16 protein-coding genes and 1 pseudogene are annotated in these 20,280 nt (G+C 41.7%); 11 read left to right on the plus strand and 6 right to left on the minus strand.

Going from position 1 to position 20,280, the window contains the following annotated elements; all coding sequences use genetic code 11:
- Window positions 1-304: 304 nt before the first annotated feature.
- The 3 genes from RMZ43_RS10115 to RMZ43_RS10125 all read left to right on the plus strand — a co-directional run bounded on the left by RMZ43_RS10115 (window position 305) and on the right by RMZ43_RS10125 (window position 6,393).
- The gene (locus tag RMZ43_RS10115) at window positions 305-1,720 is read left to right on the plus strand and encodes an AAA-like domain-containing protein (RefSeq protein WP_322653161.1); all 1,416 of its coding nucleotides are present in this window, start codon (window positions 305-307) and stop codon (window positions 1,718-1,720) included.
- 571 nt (window positions 1,721-2,291) lie between these two features.
- Window positions 2,292-2,687 (plus strand): hypothetical protein, encoded by a 396-nt coding sequence (locus tag RMZ43_RS10120; protein ID WP_322653137.1) that lies wholly within the window; start codon window positions 2,292-2,294, stop codon window positions 2,685-2,687.
- A 40-nt stretch (window positions 2,688-2,727) separates the two neighbouring features.
- A complete protein-coding gene (locus tag RMZ43_RS10125) occupies window positions 2,728-6,393 on the plus strand; it encodes an AAA-like domain-containing protein (RefSeq protein ID WP_322653138.1) in 3,666 nt (1,221 codons plus the stop codon).
- 163 nt (window positions 6,394-6,556) lie between these two features.
- On the opposite strand, the gene RMZ43_RS10130 is transcribed toward RMZ43_RS10125, so the two are convergent.
- Complete coding sequence (locus RMZ43_RS10130; protein WP_322653139.1) at window positions 6,557-6,787, minus strand: hypothetical protein; 231 nt, start codon at window positions 6,785-6,787, stop codon at window positions 6,557-6,559.
- A gap of 16 nt (window positions 6,788-6,803) precedes the next feature.
- On the opposite strand from RMZ43_RS10130, the gene RMZ43_RS10135 reads away from it, so the two are divergent.
- From RMZ43_RS10135 to RMZ43_RS10155, 5 genes and pseudogenes are all read left to right on the plus strand, one after another.
- Complete coding sequence (locus RMZ43_RS10135; RefSeq protein ID WP_322649689.1) at window positions 6,804-7,439, plus strand: transaldolase family protein; 636 nt, start codon at window positions 6,804-6,806, stop codon at window positions 7,437-7,439.
- Window positions 7,440-7,597: 158 nt separating this feature from the next.
- A complete protein-coding gene (locus RMZ43_RS10140) occupies window positions 7,598-8,236 on the plus strand; it encodes a Uma2 family endonuclease (protein ID WP_322649688.1) in 639 nt (212 codons plus the stop codon).
- Window positions 8,237-8,267: 31 nt separating this feature from the next.
- Window positions 8,268-8,683 (plus strand): annotated as a pseudogene (locus RMZ43_RS10145) (XisH family protein).
- Window positions 8,671-9,006, plus strand: coding sequence for a XisI protein (locus RMZ43_RS10150; RefSeq protein ID WP_322649687.1), 336 nt, complete (start codon window positions 8,671-8,673; stop codon window positions 9,004-9,006). Before RMZ43_RS10145 ends, RMZ43_RS10150 begins: the two are co-directional and overlap by 13 nt.
- Before the next feature lie 124 nt (window positions 9,007-9,130).
- Window positions 9,131-9,706, plus strand: coding sequence for a TMEM175 family protein (locus tag RMZ43_RS10155; protein ID WP_322649686.1), 576 nt, complete (start codon window positions 9,131-9,133; stop codon window positions 9,704-9,706).
- 109 nt (window positions 9,707-9,815) lie between these two features.
- Here RMZ43_RS10155 and RMZ43_RS10160 read toward each other — a convergent pair whose 3' ends face one another.
- On the minus strand, window positions 9,816-9,980 hold the full coding sequence (locus tag RMZ43_RS10160; RefSeq protein WP_322649685.1) for a hypothetical protein: 165 nt from the start codon (window positions 9,978-9,980) through the stop codon (window positions 9,816-9,818).
- Between the two features lie 96 nt (window positions 9,981-10,076).
- Complete coding sequence (locus tag RMZ43_RS10165) at window positions 10,077-10,790, minus strand: rubrerythrin family protein (RefSeq protein WP_322649684.1); 714 nt, start codon at window positions 10,788-10,790, stop codon at window positions 10,077-10,079.
- Between the two features lie 273 nt (window positions 10,791-11,063).
- Here RMZ43_RS10165 and RMZ43_RS10170 point away from each other — a divergent pair, with 273 nt between their 5' ends.
- Genes RMZ43_RS10170 through RMZ43_RS10180 form a run of 3 tightly spaced genes read left to right on the plus strand, consistent with a single transcriptional unit; the run spans window position 11,064 to window position 14,678 of the window.
- The gene (locus RMZ43_RS10170; protein ID WP_322649683.1) at window positions 11,064-11,822 is read left to right on the plus strand and encodes a MinD/ParA family ATP-binding protein; all 759 of its coding nucleotides are present in this window, start codon (window positions 11,064-11,066) and stop codon (window positions 11,820-11,822) included.
- Between the two features lie 5 nt (window positions 11,823-11,827).
- Window positions 11,828-12,859: a glutaminase A gene (gene glsA / locus RMZ43_RS10175; RefSeq protein WP_416212091.1), complete on the plus strand. Its 1,032-nt coding sequence runs from the start codon at window positions 11,828-11,830 to the stop codon at window positions 12,857-12,859.
- Complete coding sequence (locus RMZ43_RS10180) at window positions 12,849-14,678, plus strand: PAS domain S-box protein (protein ID WP_322653140.1); 1,830 nt, start codon at window positions 12,849-12,851, stop codon at window positions 14,676-14,678. Before glsA ends, RMZ43_RS10180 begins: the two co-directional genes overlap by 11 nt.
- Window positions 14,679-15,044: 366 nt before the next feature.
- On the opposite strand, the gene RMZ43_RS10185 is transcribed toward RMZ43_RS10180, so the two are convergent.
- The 3 genes from RMZ43_RS10185 to RMZ43_RS10195 form a co-directional block, all read right to left on the minus strand.
- A complete protein-coding gene (locus RMZ43_RS10185; RefSeq protein WP_322653141.1) occupies window positions 15,045-15,785 on the minus strand; it encodes an SDR family oxidoreductase in 741 nt (246 codons plus the stop codon).
- A 110-nt stretch (window positions 15,786-15,895) separates the two neighbouring features.
- Window positions 15,896-19,069 carry an efflux RND transporter permease subunit gene (locus RMZ43_RS10190; RefSeq protein ID WP_322653142.1) on the minus strand — a complete coding sequence of 1,058 codons (3,174 nt, stop codon included), beginning with the start codon at window positions 19,067-19,069 and terminating at the stop codon, window positions 15,896-15,898.
- A gap of 502 nt (window positions 19,070-19,571) precedes the next feature.
- Window positions 19,572-20,030, minus strand: a complete 459-nt coding sequence (locus RMZ43_RS10195) for a hypothetical protein (protein WP_322649679.1) — start codon at window positions 20,028-20,030, stop codon at window positions 19,572-19,574.
- Window positions 20,031-20,280 lie beyond the last annotated feature (250 nt).

The raw sequence follows: 20,280 nt of genomic DNA on the forward strand, positions 1-20,280 counted from the left end.
TCAATCACATTTGTAAAAATTTATGCAAATACAAGGTCTTCATTTTTTCAGAGAGTTTTTGCAAGACAACCATTAAAACACCGAGTGGAAAAGTAGGAAAAGTAGGAAAAGTAGGAGAAATAGATAATTGATGTCGGCGTTTACTATCAAGCTTATATAATGTAACTTAGTTGATTAGAGTTCCTATGGATTTTAAGAAAAAATGAAACAAAAGCGTATCAAAAATTACTACGTAGGATTATAGCTCCAGTATGTAAAAAGAAATGTTGTGACACTCATTGATAACAAAGTACTTAAAACAGCAATGTGTAAAACTAAACGTCAACGAGGAGTTGTACTAACATCCACAGGAATTAAACGGTTACAATCAGCAATTCTTTCTGTGGAGATAGTAGAAAATAAAGGCGAACACTTGAGTTTAGAAGAAATAAGCTCACGCATTAATGTTTCTACTAGAACTTTGAGTAAATTATGGTCTTTAAGTGAAAGTGTAGATCAAAAAACTATAAAACTCTGCTTTAGCGCTTTTAATTTAGAATTACACAGCGAAGACTACGCCATAGTCAACAGACTAAATGAGACTGAAACATCTGAATTATTGCCTATTGCAAATATAAAAAAAAATTTATCTCAACGTTCTGAATTAACCTCATTTGTTGAAGAACATCACACACAAACTGAACAGATAGAAAATCTTTTGTCATACCCGGATGGCCCCGTACCTTTAAATTCTCACTTTTATATTGAACGTCCTCTACTAGAGAAAAAGGTTTATCGAGAAGTAACTACTAGTGGCTGCGTGATTCGGATTAGATCCCCCAAACAGATGGGTAAAAGTTCTCTTGTGTTGCGGCTTTGTGCCTTTGCACACAAACTTGGATATCAGACTGTGAATCTGAATTGCTACCAATTTGATAGTGAGTGTCTAACTGATTTAAATAAACTGTTGCGTCGTCTTTGCTGGAAAATTGCAACTCAATTAGGTATTGACCCGAACCTCAAGGAAAAGTGGAATGAACAAATTGGCTACAACTTGAGTAGCGGCTTCTATTTAGAAAACTATTTGCTCGAACAATGTCAAAGCCCAGTGGTTTTAGTGTTGAATGAAATTGACCGTTTTTTTGAATATCCTCACATTTGTCACGAGTTTTTTGCTTTGTTGCGATCATGGTGTGAGGAAGCACGACACAATCCCAACTGGCAAAAACTGAGGTTAGTAATGGTTTACTCAACCGAAGGGTACATCTCTATGGATATTAACCTTTCTCCTTTTAATATTGGTCTACCTATTCGTCTGAACGATTTTACTCAACCACAAGTAGAAGATTTAGCTAGGCGGTATAGTTTAGATTCATTTAAAGCTAAAGATTTTGCTCAACTAATGTCACTAATAGGGGGACATCCAGCACTAATTCATGTTAGTTTATACTATCTTAAGTCTCAAGAAATGACTCTGCAAGAAATAATAGAGGAAGCGATCGCCAATGGTGGCATCTACCGCGATCATTTATGGCGACAGTTGATCCAACTGCAAGGAAATCCCAGACTGGCAAAGACTTATGCTGAAATTCTGGCAGCAAAGCAAGGTATTTCTCTTAATCCTATTGACACTTACAAGCTTGAAGGTTTGGGATTAATTCGCTTTGAGGGCGATCGCGTCTTACCCCGTTACGGACTCTACCAGACATATTTTGCAAAACAGCTATCGACAATTGTTTGATAAAGCAATTATTAGGCACTCACTCAATATCAGGTACTGCGTAGGCGCAGCCCAACCTAAGCATCACAGTAGTACAGGAGCAAATTCGAGAAAATTTTAGTTCTGTGTTTTCAACAAGAGCAGTTAACAGCTGTTTGATATCAAGTATTTAGCTATAATCTATTTTCAGTTTAAAATAATTTTTTGCTAACTTTCTTAACTTTCTTAACTTTCCTTGCATTTTCACTTCTTTGTTGAGAATATCTAAATGCTTAAATACCAGTAGCAGTACATCAGCAATTATAAAAAGAATTTAATGGGTAAATAGTAATTATAAACCTGGGCAATAATTCTTTCATTTATAAATTGCATCTGCTAAATAATAAATTATCAAAAAAAACAAAGAGGTAGTTTACCCTTAATTGCGATCGCACTACTAGGTCTAGGAGCTTATACTTGGCTGAGATTCTGGCTTCGTCCAAGATTTCACTTTGTAGACTACATTCATGCACACAGATAAAGGCAAATTTTAAGCACGTTTGTCCTAGTTCCCTGCTCAAATTTAATAAATTAACCAACTGATATTTATAAAATGAATAATATACTAATTATTCTGGGCGAAGTCATATTTTTAATAATTATTTTCTCGCTGTTGAACTGGCTAATTGGTATAATATTCAAGCAGGTCACTAAAGTTTCTTTCCTTCAAGGAAGAACTGCAAACATCACTTTCCTGCGCCGCAGCATCAGCAAAATTTTAATTTTAATTTGTGTGATTATGTGTCTGGTGCTGGTTGGTGTGAATGGGATGGTGATTTATCGAGATGGAAAAATTCAGGAATTTCAACTTAATCTAATTCATAGTCTTCCTACCCAATTTTGGATCAATATTTTTACGGCAAGCTTAAGAAGTGTGAGTTTGCTATTGCTAGTTAAATTTAGCATCCCACCGTTAAAGCATTTTAATAAATTATCTACAAATTACTAGTCATTATGTTAAGGTCTTTGTTTGATAATTACACTTAGATATGAGATATCAAGTAGGGGGTAGCCTTCGTAGTGACGACCCCACATACGTTACACGTCAGGCAGATGAACAACTCTATGCCAGTTTGAAAGCTGGAAATTTCTGTTATGTCTTCAACTCCCGTCAGATGGGTAAGTCATCGTTACTACAACGCACAAGTTATCGTCTGAAGCAAGAAGGGCATAGCTGTGTTTACTTAGATATGACTCGCTTGGGTATTGAAGATACTACACCAGATCAATGGTACAAAGGCATTATTATCAGCTTATTATATAGCTTAAAATTAGCGTCAAAAATTGATTTTCAGCGCTGGTGGGAAATGCAAGCAGGAATTTCCTCGGTGCAAAAACTACAGCTATTTGTTGAAGATATCTTACTACCAAATATTAAAAGTGATTCTCTGCGAGACGGCAAAGCCAAACGCATTTTTATCTTTATTGATGAGATTGATAGCCTATTGAGTTTAAGTTTCCCAATTAACGACTTTTTTGCTTGGATTCGTCAGTGCTATAATTTACGGCCGTATAACTCAAACTTTGAACGCTTGGGATTTGCACTATTTGGTGTAGCAAGTCCCTCCGACTTAATTGCTGATAAACGCCGCACGCCCTTTAACCTTGGTGAAGCAATTGAGTTACAGGGTTTTGGACTAGATGAAGCGACGCCCTTGCTTCTAGGATTAGAAGAAGTAGTCAGTCAACCACAAGCAATACTGCAAGAGGTTATTTATTGGACAGGCGGACAACCCTTTTTGACACAAAAACTCTGTAACTTAATTACTCAAGTAGCCTTTGAAACTACTAGAGGGAAGATTACTCTACCTCCAGGTATAGAAGCATTATGGGTTGAGCAATTAGTGCGATCGCAGATTATTCAAAATTGGCAGTCACAAGACGAACCCGAACATTTGCGTACTATTCGCGATCGCCTGCTATTTGACGAACAACAGGCAGGGCGGTTGTTGGGTATTTATCAACAGGTATTACAAGCAGAAGAGGGTATTGAACTGGAGAGCGGGGGAGAAGAGTTTTCCCCTTTCCCTCTTCATTCTGTTCCAAGTGATGATAGTCGAGAACAAACACAACTGTTGTTGTCCGGTTTAATAGAAAAACACAACGGCTATCTCAAAATTAAAAATCCTATCTATCGAAATGTTTTTAATGCCCAATGGGTGTTAAGACAACTAGATAATCTCCGCCCCTACTCGCAAACATTTAACGCTTGGGTAGCATCGCGTTACAAAGATGAATCGCGTCTGTTGCGAGGACAAGCCTTAAAAAATACTCAAAATTGGTCACAAGGCAAGAGTCTGAGCGATTTAGATTATCAATTTTTAGCCGCAAGTATTGAATGCGACAGGCGTGAAGTGCAAATGGCATTAGAGGCAGCACGGGCCAAAGAGGTAGAAGCACGACTCGAACAAGAGAAAAAAATTGCTTTAGAGGTAGAAGCACGACTAGCACAAGAGAAAAGAACGGCTTTATTACAGAGATATTTACTAGTTGCAGTAAGTATTGGGTTGTTCGTTTCTAGTAGTTTGGGAATAGGAACTTTCATTTTGTATCGCCAGACTCAAAAAAGCGAAACTCAAGCTAGAAACAGTGAAATTCAAGCACTTATATCTTCTTCTGTTGGATTGTTTGCCTCAAATCGCAAATTGGATGCACTTGTAGAAGCAATCAGAGCAAAAAAAAGACTGCAAAAATTAGGTAAATTAAATATAAATCTTGCACCTCAAGTGGAGAATGCACTGCAACAAGCAGTTTATGGTGCAGATGAGTACAACCGTTTTTCTGGTCACACAGCAGCTGTTCTAGCTGTGGATGTCAGTCCTGACAGTTCTCTAATAGCCTCAGCAAGTGTAGATCAAACAATCAAGCTTTGGCGACGTGATGGTACACTAGTTGCAACTCTCAAAGGTCATAAGGGAGCAGTTAGGACAGTCAATTTTAGCCCTGATGGTCAAACACTCGCCTCGGCGGGTGAAGATGGCACTATTAAACTGTGGAAGCTTAACGGTGAACTGCTAAAAACTTTTAAAGGTCACACGGCTTTGATTTGGGGAGTAGCTTTTAGTCCCGATGGTCAGTTCCTTGCCTCTACGAGTTGGGACAAAACGGTGATAGTTTGGAAGCGAGACGGTACAAGGCTCAACACCTTTCAAGCTTACACAGAGGGATTTAGCGGAGTAGCATTTAGTCCCGATGGTCAGCTTCTTGCTGCCACAAATCTAGACAAAACAGTAAAACTCTGGAAACGAAACACTAGAGGTTGGCAAAATGCCAAGATAGTACAAACTCTTCAAGGTCACAGTAGTTGGGTTGTAGCGGTAGCTTTCAGCCCTGATGGTAAGACTATTGCTTCATCAAGTGAAGATAAAACTGTCAAACTTTGGCAGCGAAATAGCACAGATGGAAGCTACCACCAATATCAAACTCTTCAAGGACACAGTGCCGGGATTTGGAAAATTGCCTTTAGTCCCGATGGTCAGACTATTGCCTCCGCTAGTCTCGACAAAACAATTAAACTTTGGAACATTGATGGTACAGCACTGAGGACACTCAGAGGGCACACTGCATCCGTTTGGGGAGTAACTTATAGCAAAGACGGCAGCTTTATTGCAACCGCAGGCGCAGAAAACGTTGTCAGACTCTGGCAGACTGAGAACCCATTCCAAAAGTCTATCATTGCCCATCAGTCTGGGATTTGGTCAATTGCTATCACCTCCGACAGTTCAACCATAGCCACAGCCAGCCACGAAAATACTGCGAAATTTTGGAGTCGCCAAGGCAAATTGCTCAAAACTTGGACTGAATCTAGAGGCTCAATCTCTCAGGTTTCATTCAGTGGAGATGGTAAATTAATTGCTCTTAAAATTAACAATGATACGATAAAACTCAAGAAGCCAGACGGCACCAATGTTGCTACTTACAAAGTTCCTTACAGCAAAATCATCGGAGCGCTATTAAGTCCTGATGGTCAAACAGTTGCGATCGCAATTGTTGATAAGATTGTTCAGATATGGCGGCACGATCAGCCTGCATTACAGATTCTCAAAGGACATCAGGCCGAAGTGTGGCAAGTTGTATTTAGTCCAGACGGTCGATTCATTGCTTCAGCCAGTGGCGACGGTACTGTTAAGGTATGGACACTTGATGGCAAGTTGTTCAGAACTCTTGTAGGACACTCGGCGGCAGTATGGAGAGTTGCTTTTAGCCCTGACAGTAAAATGGTAGCTTCTGGAAGTGGTGACAATACCGTTAAACTGTGGACACTGGATGGGAAGTTGCTGAAAACTTTCATTGGTCACAGTGCTGCGATTTGGGGAGTTGCGTTTAGTCCCAATGGAAAAATACTTGCTTCTGGTAGCGTAGATGGTACTGTCAAACTTTGGAAGCTTGATGGTACAGAAATAACGACCCTACAAGGACATACCGCAGCGATTAGGCAAATTGCTATCAGCCCCGACGGGAGTTTTCTAGCTTCAGGGGGTGATGACAACACGCTCATTCTTTGGAATTTGCAGCGAATTCTCCATATAAATGCACTGACTTATGGTTGCAAGTTGGTGCAGGATTATCTGAAAACTAACACAGCAGTTGAGAAAGGCGAAACTCCTGCACAGTCGCTGCGCGATCGCTCACTGTGCAATCATTCTGAGAACTGAATAGCAATAAGAAAAGCCGAAACACTTGTGATTTAAGCGGTTTGGAATTGCTTGCGTAATTCATGCCGGGGTTTGATCATGAAGGGGTAAGCGGTAAGCAGCTTTTGGACGACGTTTACGGACTCGTGCTTCGCTGTGACATTGGTGTTCTAGAACAGCCTTTTCAACGTTCTATCCAAGATTGGGGATAATCTTTGCCATCAAAGAAAAGCTTATTACGTCGAATATAATTATGAACATCTTCGGGATATAGATTTGGAAAATATTTTGCTCCTGAACTACCTCCCAATGGCAGTCCTGAATTAATGGTATGCCAAGGGCTAGGAAATAGTGCAGAATATTTTGTTACGTAAGAAAGTCTAAGTTGCACATCTGGTGAATTAATTTTAACCATCTATTCAGGAAAGATTATGGCACTATATCTAGACTCAGCGATCGCATCTGAAGCTGAAGTTGTTAAGCTTTGGGGATGGGTGAAAGGCATTACCACAAATCCCACGCTGTTGTCTCAAAGCGATACCCCACCAGAAACCACGCTCAAAAAATTGGTCGCCTTGACGAATGGCCCGTTATACTATCAACTTGTAGCATCTGATAAAGCTGGGATGTTAGCTGAAGGTAGAAAAGCTTTCGAGATTATTGGTTCACAAACAATTTTGAAGATTCCCGCAACATCCTTAGGTTTTGAAGTAGTGGCAAGTCTATCACCAAAAATTACCTGTTCAGTGACAGCAATTTACAGTGCAGCACAGGCAGCAGTAGCACGGGAAGCAGGAGCTAAAATTGCCATAGCTTATGTAAATCGCGCTACACGGTTGTTAGGTGATGGTATTGCTTTGGTGCGAGATATGGCTAGCGTACTCAAAAGCAGTGATACAAAAATCTTGGCAGCTAGTATCAAATCTCCCGAAGAAGCAGCCGCTTCATTGCAAGCTGGGGCGGATCATTTGACTTTACCATTGGCAATGTTACAAGCGATCGCAACTCACGAATTCTCACAGAAAACTGTTGAAGAATTTGCTAAAGGAGGTATTGGCTTAATATAATTCGTAATTCGTAATTCGTAATTAAATATGAGTTTGTCAGATATTCCTAATCTTTGGGTTCCTTTAGCACTTTTAGGTTTTATTATTGTTGCTGCTGTATTTTTTAGCCGTAGCAGTTGATATTTAACTATTACAGTGGAGATGGAGGTTCAAGTTCTATGTTTGCTGTTGTCACACCCGATACAATCCATTTGTCCCCAGGCGCAGTAATACGCCTACTTGGAAGTTGGCAAGACTATCAAGCACTGAATGAACAACTAGGCGATCGCTCCTCTCCCCGCATTAAATACCGAGATGGAGAAATTCTTTTGATGGCACCGCTACCAGAATATGGGCGAAAAGTAAGTGTAATTGCAGATGTAGTCAAAGTTTTGCTCGATCATCTAGGACGAGAATACGAAGCATTTACCCCAATCACAATGGAACTGCCACAGGAAAGTGGTATAGAACCAGATTACTGTTTTTATATTGAAAACTGGGAGGCAATCGCAGGTAAAGATCGCATCAATTGGGGCGTTGATCCATCCCCCGATTTAGTGGTAGAGATAGATATCACCAGCTACACCGATGTAAATGACTATCTGTCTTATGGAGTACCAGAAGTTTGGTTGTTCAAGAAAAACCAGCTTGTGATTTACAGATTGCAAGGCGATGTCTACACTGTTGAAACTAGTAGCCGCTATTTTCCTAACATCAATGTGTCAGAGGTAGTTACAGAGTCTTTGAAAATTGCCTACGAACGTAATACTAGTGCTGCTATTCGGGAATTGCGCCGGAAATTAGCCAGTGAAAATTAAATATTGTGCGATCGCTTCTATGTGAGGAGAAATGGCTGCCAAAGACCTATTCCATGATGCTGTCAAACAAGCATTGTTAAAAGAGCAATGGGTAATTACAGCAGATCCGCTAAAAATCAAAATTGAGCGTGTAAAGTTTGAGATTGATTTAGCGGCAGAAAAATCCTTGCAGCTGATAAGGCAGGGCGAAAAATAGCAGTTGAAATCAAAAGCTTTCTTAATAGCTCTGTCATCACTAACTTTCACTCAGCACTGGGGCAGTTTTTGAACTATCGCCTTGCATTACAAATGAGTGAACCAGATAGAACATTATATTTAGCAGTTCCCGTCGATACATTTGAGTCGTTTTTTCAGGAGCGATTCACTCAGGAAGCTGTCAAGCTTTATCAAGTGAAGTTGGTGAGTTATGATCCACTTCAGGAGGTGATTGTCGAATGGAAAGAATAGAACGATACCGTCAAAGCATCCGCCAAATATTAACGTCTCACGCTACTTTTGAGATTGGCAATTCAGACATTGAGTCTCAGCTTGTGTTTGATACAGAACATGACCACTACCAGCTTTTAGAAGTGGGCTGGGAGGGATTTAAGCGAGTTTACAACTGTATCATCCATTTGGATATTAAAGATGGAAAGATTTGGATTCAGCGTAATATGACTGATGTAGATATTGCGCGGGAATTAGTAGAAATTGGTGTGCCGAAAGAAAATATTATTCTCGGTTTACATCCGCCGTATAAGCGTCCGTATACAGGGTATGGAGTAGCTTAAGAGAAAGTAACCATAGCATATCAAAAATCACCCGTAGACAATTTTCATCAACGGCGGCTACTTGATACGATAAAGTGCAGAGTGTCACAACTTACTTTCAAGTAAATCAAAAAGGAATGCGTACATGGGGAAAGGGAGGTTAGAAGCATTCAGCGATGGGGTGATTGCCATCATCATCACCATTATGGTGCTGGAAATCAAAGTGCCACATGGGTTCGATTTAGCGGCGCTGCGTCCCCTGATTCCGGTATTTCTCAGCTATGTGCTGAGTTTTATCTTTCTTGGCATCTACTGGAACAATCACCATCATCTCTTACAAGCAGTCCGACACGTTAATGGGCGTATCCTTTGGGCTAATCTGCACCTGCTGTTTTGGTTATCGCTAATCCCCTTCGTCACTGGCTGGATGGGTGAGAATAGCTTTGCTGCTATGCCAGTAGCACTTTATGGTGTGGTGTTGTTGTTGTCTTCGATCGCTTACTTCATTCTTACCCGCACCCTAGTTTCTTATCATGGCAGCGATTCGACATTAGCGATCGCAGTGGGTCGAGATTTTAAAGGAAAAATATCGATGATGTTGTATGCAGTAGCAATTCCCCTTGCCTTTGTAAGCTCATGGCTTGCCTGTATACTATACGTTCTGGTTGCAGTTATGTGGCTCATCCCCGACCGTCGCATTGAAAACACTATCACTCCCTAAACGTATTTGTTCAATATGCCATTGCATCGGCTGACAATGCCATTGCATCGACTAGCAAAAACAAACCTACCCTTTCTTGTCCTTTATCTAAACTAAAACCTCCACCCAATTAAGCAGAGATATTTAAATCTTTGGCTAACTTGGGAAAAGCTGGAGTCACGCTAGAAACTCCGATAACAGCAATCAATGCAACTGCACAAATAATCTGAAAATTTAACTCTAAATAAATTGGTCTTTGCTGTTGAAATTGGCTGTTATCTTCTGGTAAATTCATGATTTTACCTTAGTGGATAAATAATAAAGAACGCGAAGCGTCTTAAAAGATGCTTCGCGTTTATGTGCAAAAAAGAGTGCCTAATTGATTGTCGCCTTAAGCTGCAACTTTTTCCTCAAATGGTTTAAAAGTTTTTTTACTAGCACCGCAAATCGGACATTCCCAGTCATCGGGAATTTCTTCAAAAGGTGTACCTGGTGCAATTCCCGAATCAGGATCGCCAGCAACCGGATCGTAAATCATGCTGCATTGTTTACAAATCCATTTGCGAGTTTTAGGATCTTCACCTGCAACTCTGGTTGCTGTTTGTCCTCCGTTTAATACTTCTAAAGCTTCAGCGTAGCGATCGGCGTGGTAATTTTCGATAGATTTTAACAAGCCAAAACGGTGTGCAGCTTCCCGAAACGTGTTGGCATGATCGGTAGATTCTTTAACTTGTTTGAGAAATTCTTCAGCCGCAGGATTGTCGCGATCGCGTTGAGCATCTGCGGCAAACTCTGGATACATTGTGGTATATTCGTAAGTTTCCCCTTCAATTGCCAAAGATAAACAGCGAGATACAATTTCGCGCTTTTGTTCATCAGTTAAAGCAGCCGAATCTTCTACCACAAGTTCTGGATGCAGCAACTTAAAATGTGCAAAAGCGTGTTCGGTTTCTTGTTCTGCTGTTTCTTTAAAAAGTTTCGCCAAGTCTGTAAACCCAAGTTGACGCGCCACCTCAGCAAAAAACAGATACTTGCGATTTGCCATCGATTCACCACCGAAAGCAGCTTCTAAGTTTTGGAGTGTAGTAAAGTTGGACAAATCCATAATTTTGGATGCCTGCGAAGTAATTTAGTGCAAGAACACAGACTCTACAACCGGATAATATGAGCCGTTATTTGTATAAAATAGAAACGGTTTATACAAACTTTTTCAGCCCAAATATTGCAATCCGTTTTCTTAGTAGGGTAACACGGCTGTGTTCCCCTACTTAGACAATTATAAAACCGAAAAGTTTTGCAACTGACAAATTATATATTCTGCCACTGGTGACATCGCAAATGGTGGTATAACCAATTAAAATTAATAGTTTCATAACCAATGCCTAAAGTTGTTTCAATTCATTCCTATCGAGGCGGTACGGGTAAATCTAACTTTACTGCCAACCTAGCAACCACAGTAGCTTCACTGGGCAACCGCGTTGGCGTAGTTGATACCGATATACCTTCTCCTGGCATACACAATTTATTCTGTCTAGAGTCAGAGCAGATAGGCAAAACCCTGAATAACTATTTGTGGGGTGAAAGTTCGATCGAAGAAGCTGCCTACGATGTCAGTGTCAACATTGATGTAGATATTCCAGGCAAGCTGTTTTTGGTGCCTTCCAGTGTCAAAGCAGATGAAATCGCCAGAATTTTGAAGGACGGCTATGATGTCAAGCTGCTGAATGATGGATTTCGTAGCTTGGTAAAAGCACTCAAGCTTGATTATTTATTTATTGATACCCATCCTGGTTTGTCGAAAGAGACATTTCTCTCGATCGCCATCTCCCATGTGCTGATCCTGATTTTGCGCCCCGACAAGCAAGATTACCAAGGTACTGCGATCACCGTGGATGTGGCGCGGCAACTGAAAGTCCGAAAAATGCTGTTGGCAATCAACAAGGCACACAGCAAACTCAATTTAGAGGCACTGAAGCAAAAAGTTGAGGAAACCTACGGTGAAACTGTTGCTGGTATGTTTTCTTTGTCGGAAGATATGGTACAGCTTGCCAGTGAAGGAGTGTTTTGCGTGAAATATCCAGAACACTCAGTGAGTCAGGAGTTTCGCAAAGTAGCACAGCAAATTATAGAGGGGTAAGCACAATGCCAAATTTAGGAGATATGCAGTCCCTTGCCAGTTCCATTAGTGCAGTTACGTCGCCCTTTCGGAATTATTTGAACGATCTGTACGAAAAATATCGATCGCTAAACGAGGGCAAGGTTGCTGACTACATTCCCGAATTAGCACTGGCAAAACCAGAGTGGTTTGGCATTTGTGTCGTCACTGCCGATGGACAGGTGTTTGAGGTGGGAGAATGTCAACAACTATTCACAATTCAGTCCATTTCAAAGGCGTTTGTGTTTGGCTTGGCATTAGAGGATCATGGACGCGAGTATGTAAATAGCAAAGTCAGTGTTGAACCTACAGGGGAAGCATTTAACTCGATTGTGTTAGACGAGGCTACCAACCGTCCCTATAACCCGATGGTGAATGCAGGGGCGATCGCCACTGCGGATCTGATCAAAGGCAAAAACAGCACGGAACGCTTGAAACGACTACTGGAAATGTTCAGACTCTATACCGGAAGGGAACACGACATCAATGTACCCGTTTTTTTGTCGGAGAAATCGACTGGCTACCGCAACCGAGCAATGGCTTACCTAATGCTGAACTTTGGCATGATCAGCGACAAGATTGACGAAACACTGGATCTCTATTTTCAGCAATGTTCGATTTTAGTTAACGCTAAAGATTTAGCAATGCTGGCGGCAACACTGGCAAATGGGGGTATCAACCCAGTTACGAAGGAAAGGGCAATCGATGAGCGCTATGTTCAGGATGTGATTAGCATCATGCTTACCTGTGGAATGTACGATGCGTCGGGCGAGTGGGCGTATCGAGTGGGGATACCTGCTAAGAGCGGAGTAGGTGGCGGGATTACAGCAGTCGTTCCTGGCAAGTTAGGCATTGGTACGTTCTCCCCACCTTTAGATGCCAAGGGAAACAGTATACGAGGCATTAAGGTGTGTGAATACCTATCTAAAGATTTTGGCTTACATCTATTTAACGTTGCCAAGCCAGAGCGAGATTTACAACAATGGCTGGTAGGAGGAGACGGCATTAATGATTGGTAAAGCTATTGAGAAAACACCCCGTAAATTTCCTCTTCGTATCACCTTGGTAGTACCTTTTGTGCTGCAAATTGTAATTGCCGTTGGACTGATAGGCTATCTCTCCCTCCGTAATGGACAGCGATCGGTTGATAATTTAGCCAACCAGTTGAACAGCGAGATTGGTAAGCGGATTGAACAGGGGGTTTTAAACTACCTCGAAGAACCCCATCATCTCATTGATGCAACCTACTCAGCCATTCAAAGTAGCAATTTAAATCCGCAGGATTTTGAAGCATTGGGACGTTATCTTTGGCAAATTGTTCATCAGCAAAGGTTGATCGACTATTTCTACTATGGCAACGAGCAAGGGGAGTTTATTGGTGTTGAGCAAATGGAAGATGGCACAGTTCAACTCAAAATTCGGACAGAGGCATCAGCACCAAACCGTAAAACCTATTTATTAAATGAGCAGGTACAACCACAAAAACTCCTAAAATTATTAAAGTACGATCCTCGTCCCCGTCCCTGGTATGAGGCGGCGAAAGCAACAGGTAAGTCTACTTGGAGCAAAATTTATGCATCATTTTCTCGCCATAACAATTCCTTAGAAATTTCTCCGGTAAAACCAGTTTATGACTCAAATGGAAAGCTGCTAGGGGTTTTATCTATCAATATGCGGTTAGTACTGATTTCAGATTTTCTGAAAGATTTGTACATCAGCCCAAATGGACAAACTTTTATTATTGAGAGATCGGGTGATTTGATTGCAAGCTCGACAGTTTCCCAGCCTTTTAAGATTGTGGTTAAAGGCGATAATAAAGAAATAGAGCGGCTTCCAGCGATTAAGAGTAGCAATGCTATAGTTCAAGGAATCACCCAATCTTTGCAAAATCAGTTTGGTGGTTTTAATAACATCAATAAGCGACAGAATTTAAAACTTTTTGTGCATGGAGAACGGTATTACATTGAAGTAGTGCCGATTCGAGATGGGCGAGGAATTGATTGGTTAGCAGTGGTGATTGTTCCTGAAAATGATTTCATGGCACAAATCAATACCAATACCCAAAATACTATTTTACTATGTTTAGCAGCATTGGCTGTAGCGATCGCGCTTGGTATCTATACTTCACGTTGGATAACTCATCCGATTCTGCGCGTTTCTCAGGCATCTAATGAATTGGCTCAGGGCAACCTCAATCAGCAAATTGCACCCAGCCCGATTATTGAAATTGATACTTTGGCAGATTCTTTTAATGGCATGGCAGGACAATTGAAAAACTCCTTTGAAAGTCTGGAAGCCAAAAATGAAGAATTACGTATTGCCGAAGAAAACTACCGCAGCATCTTTGAAAACGCCCTCGAAGGTATCTTCCAATCCTCACCAGAAGGACGATTTATCAATGTCAATCCGACACTGGCAAAGATTTATGGTTATAACTCACCTGCTGAGATGATAGAGAGCATCACGAACATTAGTGAGCAGCTTTATGTTGATCGAGAGAAACGCACTGAATTTAAAGAACTACTAAAAACACAAGGCACTGCGAAGAATTTTGAGTACCGTTCTTACTGCAAAGATAGTAGTATTATCTGGACACAAATTGATGCTCGGGCGGTGAAAAATAGTCAAGGGAAGGTGTTGTACTACGAGGGTATTGTACAGAATATCAGCGATCGCAAACGCCGAGAAGATGAATTGAGACGGCAATTAGAGGAATTAAAGATTGAAATTGACCATAAGAAACGCGAAAAAGAAGTAGCAATGCTGACTCAAAGCAGCTATTTTCAGGAGGTGCAGCAAGAGATGGCAGACGTGAACCTAGATGAATTTTGGAGTTAGCCGTGCTATAGAGGCAGTTCAGGAAAAGTAGTTAACAAGCAGATATGGCTGCTGTACACAATCTCCATGTTTTGGCTCAAATGCAACTTCCGAATCCAATCTACGGGTAATATCGTGTTCGGTGAAAGACTTATCATTAAGACCGCAGGGGAGCAGGGGGCAGGGAGCAGGGAGCAGGGGGAAAGAAGTTTTCCTAGTTTTTGCATAGATGCGGGAATTATAACTAATTAGGCGGACATGATATAATACATAATTATGTTTATTTGTCAATAAACTCTACTGGACTGTCTCTCTAGCAAGGCTCAAGTTATTGGCTGAGGTTTTGAAACGGAGAATATGGCGTTCATGAGGAGAGCTTTGATTATCTCATGCGATTCCACCGTTTACACGAATATTTTGCCCAGTGATCCACCTAGCTTCGTCGCTAGCCAGAAATGCTACTACGTCGGCGATTTCTTGCACATCTCCCAATTTGCCAAACGCAGCCATTTGGGCTAAACGGTCTATCTGTTCTTGTGTTTTGCCTTCTCGAAACAATTCTGTATCGGTGGGGCCAGGAGAAATAACATTAACTGCGATCGCTTTTGCACCTAATTCTTTAGCTAGTACCCGCGTGATTTGTTCAACAGCACCCTTGGTTCCGACATAGGCACTATAAGTTGGTAACATCATCGCCGTAGTTGATGAAGAAAAGTTGATAATCCGTCCTCCTTCTGCCATGTGTTGCGCGGCTTGTTGACAAGTAAAATAAGTGCCTTTGACGTTAATAGCAAAAATCGCGTCAAAATCTTCTTCACTCACCTGAGTAATTGGTTTATAGAAGGCGATTCCAGCGTTGTTAACCAAAATATCTACCTTACCAAAGCGCTCAAGTGTTTGCTCAAATAACCGTTGGATGTCAGGTACTTTGCTAACATCAGCTTGTATTGCAACTGCCTCTACTCCCAATTTTTCAATTTCTGCAACAACTTCTTGTGCTTTGCCTGCATTACCTGCATAGTTAACGACAATAGATGCGCCGTTACCAGCTAACTTGAGTGCGATCGCTCGTCCAATTCCCCGCGATGCCCCAGTGATAATTGCAACTTTACCGGCTAGAGATGCCATAGATTCACCTATTGTTGTTTCAGTTATTAAGGGAACTCCAAAAAATAAATTATCTCAATTTCTGGACTCAACACGACTAGTTTCTCCTCCTTGCGCCCTGCCCTAACTGCTTACCGATGGCTGGTAGAAGGAACCTTGCTATCTTGACTAACATCTAGCTCATGAGACTGACGACGTGGACTCAAGCGATCGCGAATTTTGCCAATTACGATATATAAAATTGGTACAAAAAACAGAGTCAAGAAAGTAGAGACAATTGTACCACCAGCGATCGCAGTACCAAGAGATTTTCTGCTAGCTGCTCCTGCTCCTTCGGGATTTACCAATGGCCAAATACCCAAGATAAAGGCGAAGGAAGTCATCAGAATCGGTCGCAAACGTTCTTGTGATGCTTGCACTGCTGCTTTAGTAATTGAAAGACCCCGTTCTTGCAGTTGATTGGCAAATTCCACAATCAGAATGGCGTTTTTACTTGCCAGACCAATCAGCATTACTAAACCAACCTGGCAAAATACATCGTTAGCTAAACCCCGCGACATCTGCGCCGACAACGCACCCAAAATAGCTAGGGGAACTGACAGCATAATAATTAGTGGGTCAACATAGTTCTCATACTGAGCAGCCAGCACCAAAAAGACAAAGACAAGTCCCAATCCAAAAATTACGGGCGCTAGACCGCCAGACTGTTTTTCTTCGGCAACTATCCCTGACCATTCATAGCCCATACTTGCTGGCAAAACCTGCTTTGCTAATTTCTCCATTGCTACTGTTGCTTCACCAGAACTATAACCAGGAGCGGCGGAACCGTTAATTTCAATGGAGCGGAACAAGTTGTAGTGATTAATCGTTTGCGCCCCAGTGGCAGAAGTAATTTTCACAAGATTGCTCAGGGGAACCATCTGATTATTAGCAGAACGCACGTATAATTTACCGATATCCGCAGGATTAGAGCGAAACTGAGCGTCTGCTTGAACATACACCCGATAAGTTCGTTGCAGCAAATTAAAGTCGTTGACATACCGCGAACCCAAGTAAGACTGTAGGGTATTAAAGATATCGTTTACTCCAACTTGCAGGGATTTAGCTTTGTTACGGTCTACTTCAATTAACATCTGCGGTGTATTTGCGCTAAAAGTGCTAAACACAGCTTGCAATCCTGGCGTCTGATTACCGCGTTGGAGTAACTGACCCATAACTTGCACTAAGTTATTTAAACCACTGTTCCCCGTTCTGTCTTGTAGCTCAAATTGGAAACCGCCGAAACTGCCTAAACCCTGAATAGATGGTGGATTCACCGCGAAAATTCTCGCTTCAGAAATTCCCCCAAACACTCCACTCAACTTACCAATGATTGCCTGTGCTGACTGTCCCGGTTCGTGACGCTTGTCCCAAGGCTGGAGAGTGGAAAAGATCGCACCACTATTGGCAGAGTTACCGCTAAAACCAAAGCCACCGATCGCAAAAGTACCTGTGACTTCTGGCAATTTGAGGATTTCTTTTTCTACCTTAGCCATGACTTCGCTAGTGTAGTTGAGTGAAACTCCCTCTGGCCCTTGGATAATGGTGATGAAATAACCTTGGTCGTCATCAGGGATAAACGCTGTAGGTACGTTGATGTAAAGCCAGCCCGTTACCCCCAAGGACAATATAAATATCCCCACTACGATCGCTTTTATCCGTGTCAAACCATTGAGTATGCGTTCATACTTCCTGCGTGTCCAATCAATAAACCTGTTAACCCGCTCAAAAATCCAGCCTAACCAACCGCCTGGTCTTTGTCCCTGGCGCAGCAGCAAGGCTGAGAGGGAAGGAGTTAAGGTAATGGCCAGAAAGGTAGAAATCGCCATTGAAAAAGCAATGGTCAGCGCAAATTGCTTATATATCTGTCCCGTAGCTCCTGGGAAGAATGCCACGGGTACAAATACAGCCATTAACACTAGAGATGTGGCAATCACTGCTCCAAACAGCTCTCGCATTGACTCAGAGGCAGCTTGGCGGGGCGACATCTGCTCATTCTCAATTAACCGAGAGATATTCTCGACGACGATAATTGCGTCATCAACCACCAATCCCGTTGCCAAAGTTAAACCAAACATGGTCAGGGTGTTGATCGAAAATCCAAAAACCTTGATAAAGGCAAAAGTACCAATCAAGGTTAAGGGAATGACAATCACCGGAATCAGCGTAGTCCGCCAATCCTGTAAAAAGATATAAATTACTAAAACTACAAGAGCGATCGCTTCTATCAAAGTCTTAACTACTTCTGCTAGCGACGCTTCCACAAAAAGTGTTGTATCAAACGCCACCTGATATTTCAGTCCTGGGGGAAAACTTTGCTCTAGCCGCAGCATTTCGGTTTTTACTGCCTTAGCAACGTCTAAAGCGTTACTTCCAGGGCTGGGAAATATCCCTAGTCCCACACCCTCGTTGCCTCTAAATCGCAGAAAAGTACTGTAATTTTCTGCTCCCAATTCCGCCCGACCCACATCTCTCAACTTTACCAGCGTGCCATCCTCAGATGTCTTGAGCACCATGTCGGCAAATTCTGTTGCCCCACTTAGTCTGCCAATAGCTTGCAAATCTATTTGATACATCTGATCTGGTAATGTTGGCTGCTGCCCAATTTGCCCAGCCCCCACCTGTAAATTTTGCTCATTGAGTGCATCGATCACATCTTGGGGGGTGAGGTTACGACTAGCAAGGCTACTGGGGTTGAGCCACAAGCGCATCGCATAGCGGCGTTCACCAAAAATCTGCACCTCACCTACACCTTTGATTCTTTTGAGGGCATCTACTATGTAGAGGTCGGCATAGTTACTTAAAAAAACGTTGTCGTATTCTTTATTATCTGAGTACAGCCCGATCGCTAAGAGAATGTTGTTAGACTGCTTAGTGACAGTGACTCCAGTTTGCTGTACAGCTTCTGGTAAGAGCGGTTGAGCGATCGACACCCGATTTTGCACATCAACTGCTGCAATATCTTTATTGCGCGATGCATCAAATGTAACTGTAATCGTACTATTGCCATTATTACTGCTGTTTGAAGTCATGTACTTCATGCCTTCAACGCCATTAATTTGCCGCTCTAAGATAGTCGTGACGGTATTTTCTACGATTTCAGCATTAGCACCAACATAGTTAGCTGTAACATTAATTTGAGTTGGGCTGATCTCTGGATATTGATCTGTCGGTAGTGTCGGGATACTAATGGCTCCTACCAACAAAATGATAATGGAGCAAACACTTGCAAATACAGGTCTCTTAATAAAGAAATCAACAAACATGGGGATTGGTGGTAGGTATTTGGTAGTATGCTTGGCAGTAACATACTACAATTTAGCATCCATCTTTAATATTCTGGAGCGATGGCAACACCATCCCTGAGATTGAGCAACCCTGAAATATTAACGAAGGCAGGAGGCAGAAGGTTAAATTTAGCGATCGCATTGTAAAATGCCAACTTCATTCAAGGCAAAATCCCGCCAGCGACTTCAAGTAAACGTCAGGCGGGAGAAATGAAAATACTTTACAAGAGGTAAAGATACGTCCCTTCTTGGCGGCAGATTAAGGTTTGATGCGGCTTGGCGAATATTGTTGAATGCCTGAGTGTTCTTTGATGTAAACGCGATACTTATGGCGGTAAACTACGCCCTACCGAACTTGACAGAATTTAAGTGCTAATGACGCAGGTATTGTCTTGACCATAGGCTACAAACATCTTTGATAAATTATTTGTCTTCGTTAACCAAAAGCTCATCTGGTTTATTAAATCTGCCTAGATTAAAATTATCTGAAGAAGGGATTTTCTACACCTTCCCCTTGAATCGTACTAAACTGCGGACATGTTGTCCCAGATAAGCGTGTTCCATTAAATGTAAAAGTAGTGCCGTTGGAATTGATAGCATTACCACTTATCCTCCGATCTGAAACAAAATCTCCTGTTACTTCACCGTTAAGTGCGATATTTTGGTCTGAAGGTGGATTTGTGACTGCTTGCCAATTTCTCCGATCCTGACCTAGATTTGTACGACTATAAGTAGCATCTAGTCCACTAAAGCGTAGGCTGCTACCATTGGCGTTAAATTCAAAACAAGTAGTAAAATTATCTCCTAGACTCGACTGAACATTCACATCGTAGCTTTTGCCCTCTACTCCAGCTTGTACTGGCGCAGCAAACAACATTATTTGTCCGAGTAAACAAGTTAAAACTAAACCCCAATTAGATTGGATGATTTTCACTAACATAATTGTTTACCTCCGTTATGCAATCAAGTAATTGCTTACTTTCACTCATTGCTGACAGGTTAAGGTAATTAACCATTTGTCAATAAGTAATGGTGCTTAACATTCATTCCGAGGTCAGAAACGCAAATTTTCAGCCTGTGATGCCGTTTCCATAGCGTCTCATAGACAAGTCTGGCTACGCCTACGCATATTTAAAAGCATCGTTCATCCTTGCCTTAAAATTTAGTATAAAGCTTAATTAAATACTCAA

The sequence above is a fragment of the Nostoc sp. CmiVER01 genome, assembly GCF_034531135.2.
Lineage (GTDB): Bacteria > Cyanobacteriota > Cyanobacteriia > Cyanobacteriales > Nostocaceae > Nostoc.

What these genes read in the sequence shown, in the direction of transcription:
- RMZ43_RS10150 (WP_322649687.1), top strand. Translation starts at nt 8,671, where the DNA reads ATGGAAAGAATAGAACGATACCGTCAAAGCATCCGCCAAATATTAACG.
- RMZ43_RS10135 (WP_322649689.1), top strand. Translation starts at nt 6,804, where the DNA reads ATGGCACTATATCTAGACTCAGCGATCGCATCTGAAGCTGAAGTTGTT.
- RMZ43_RS10130 (WP_322653139.1), bottom strand. Translation starts at nt 6,787, where the DNA reads ATGGTTAAAATTAATTCACCAGATGTGCAACTTAGACTTTCTTACGTA.
- RMZ43_RS10140 (WP_322649688.1), top strand. Translation starts at nt 7,598, where the DNA reads ATGTTTGCTGTTGTCACACCCGATACAATCCATTTGTCCCCAGGCGCA.
- RMZ43_RS10125 (WP_322653138.1), top strand. Translation starts at nt 2,728, where the DNA reads ATGAGATATCAAGTAGGGGGTAGCCTTCGTAGTGACGACCCCACATAC.
- RMZ43_RS10115 (WP_322653161.1), top strand. Translation starts at nt 305, where the DNA reads ATGTGTAAAACTAAACGTCAACGAGGAGTTGTACTAACATCCACAGGA.
- RMZ43_RS10180 (WP_322653140.1), top strand. Translation starts at nt 12,849, where the DNA reads ATGATTGGTAAAGCTATTGAGAAAACACCCCGTAAATTTCCTCTTCGT.
- glsA (WP_416212091.1), top strand. Translation starts at nt 11,828, where the DNA reads ATGCCAAATTTAGGAGATATGCAGTCCCTTGCCAGTTCCATTAGTGCA.
- RMZ43_RS10160 (WP_322649685.1), bottom strand. Translation starts at nt 9,980, where the DNA reads ATGAATTTACCAGAAGATAACAGCCAATTTCAACAGCAAAGACCAATT.
- RMZ43_RS10195 (WP_322649679.1), bottom strand. Translation starts at nt 20,030, where the DNA reads ATGTTAGTGAAAATCATCCAATCTAATTGGGGTTTAGTTTTAACTTGT.
- RMZ43_RS10170 (WP_322649683.1), top strand. Translation starts at nt 11,064, where the DNA reads ATGCCTAAAGTTGTTTCAATTCATTCCTATCGAGGCGGTACGGGTAAA.
- RMZ43_RS10120 (WP_322653137.1), top strand. Translation starts at nt 2,292, where the DNA reads ATGAATAATATACTAATTATTCTGGGCGAAGTCATATTTTTAATAATT.
- RMZ43_RS10155 (WP_322649686.1), top strand. Translation starts at nt 9,131, where the DNA reads ATGGGGAAAGGGAGGTTAGAAGCATTCAGCGATGGGGTGATTGCCATC.
- RMZ43_RS10165 (WP_322649684.1), bottom strand. Translation starts at nt 10,790, where the DNA reads ATGGATTTGTCCAACTTTACTACACTCCAAAACTTAGAAGCTGCTTTC.
- RMZ43_RS10185 (WP_322653141.1), bottom strand. Translation starts at nt 15,785, where the DNA reads ATGGCATCTCTAGCCGGTAAAGTTGCAATTATCACTGGGGCATCGCGG.
- RMZ43_RS10190 (WP_322653142.1), bottom strand. Translation starts at nt 19,069, where the DNA reads ATGTTTGTTGATTTCTTTATTAAGAGACCTGTATTTGCAAGTGTTTGC.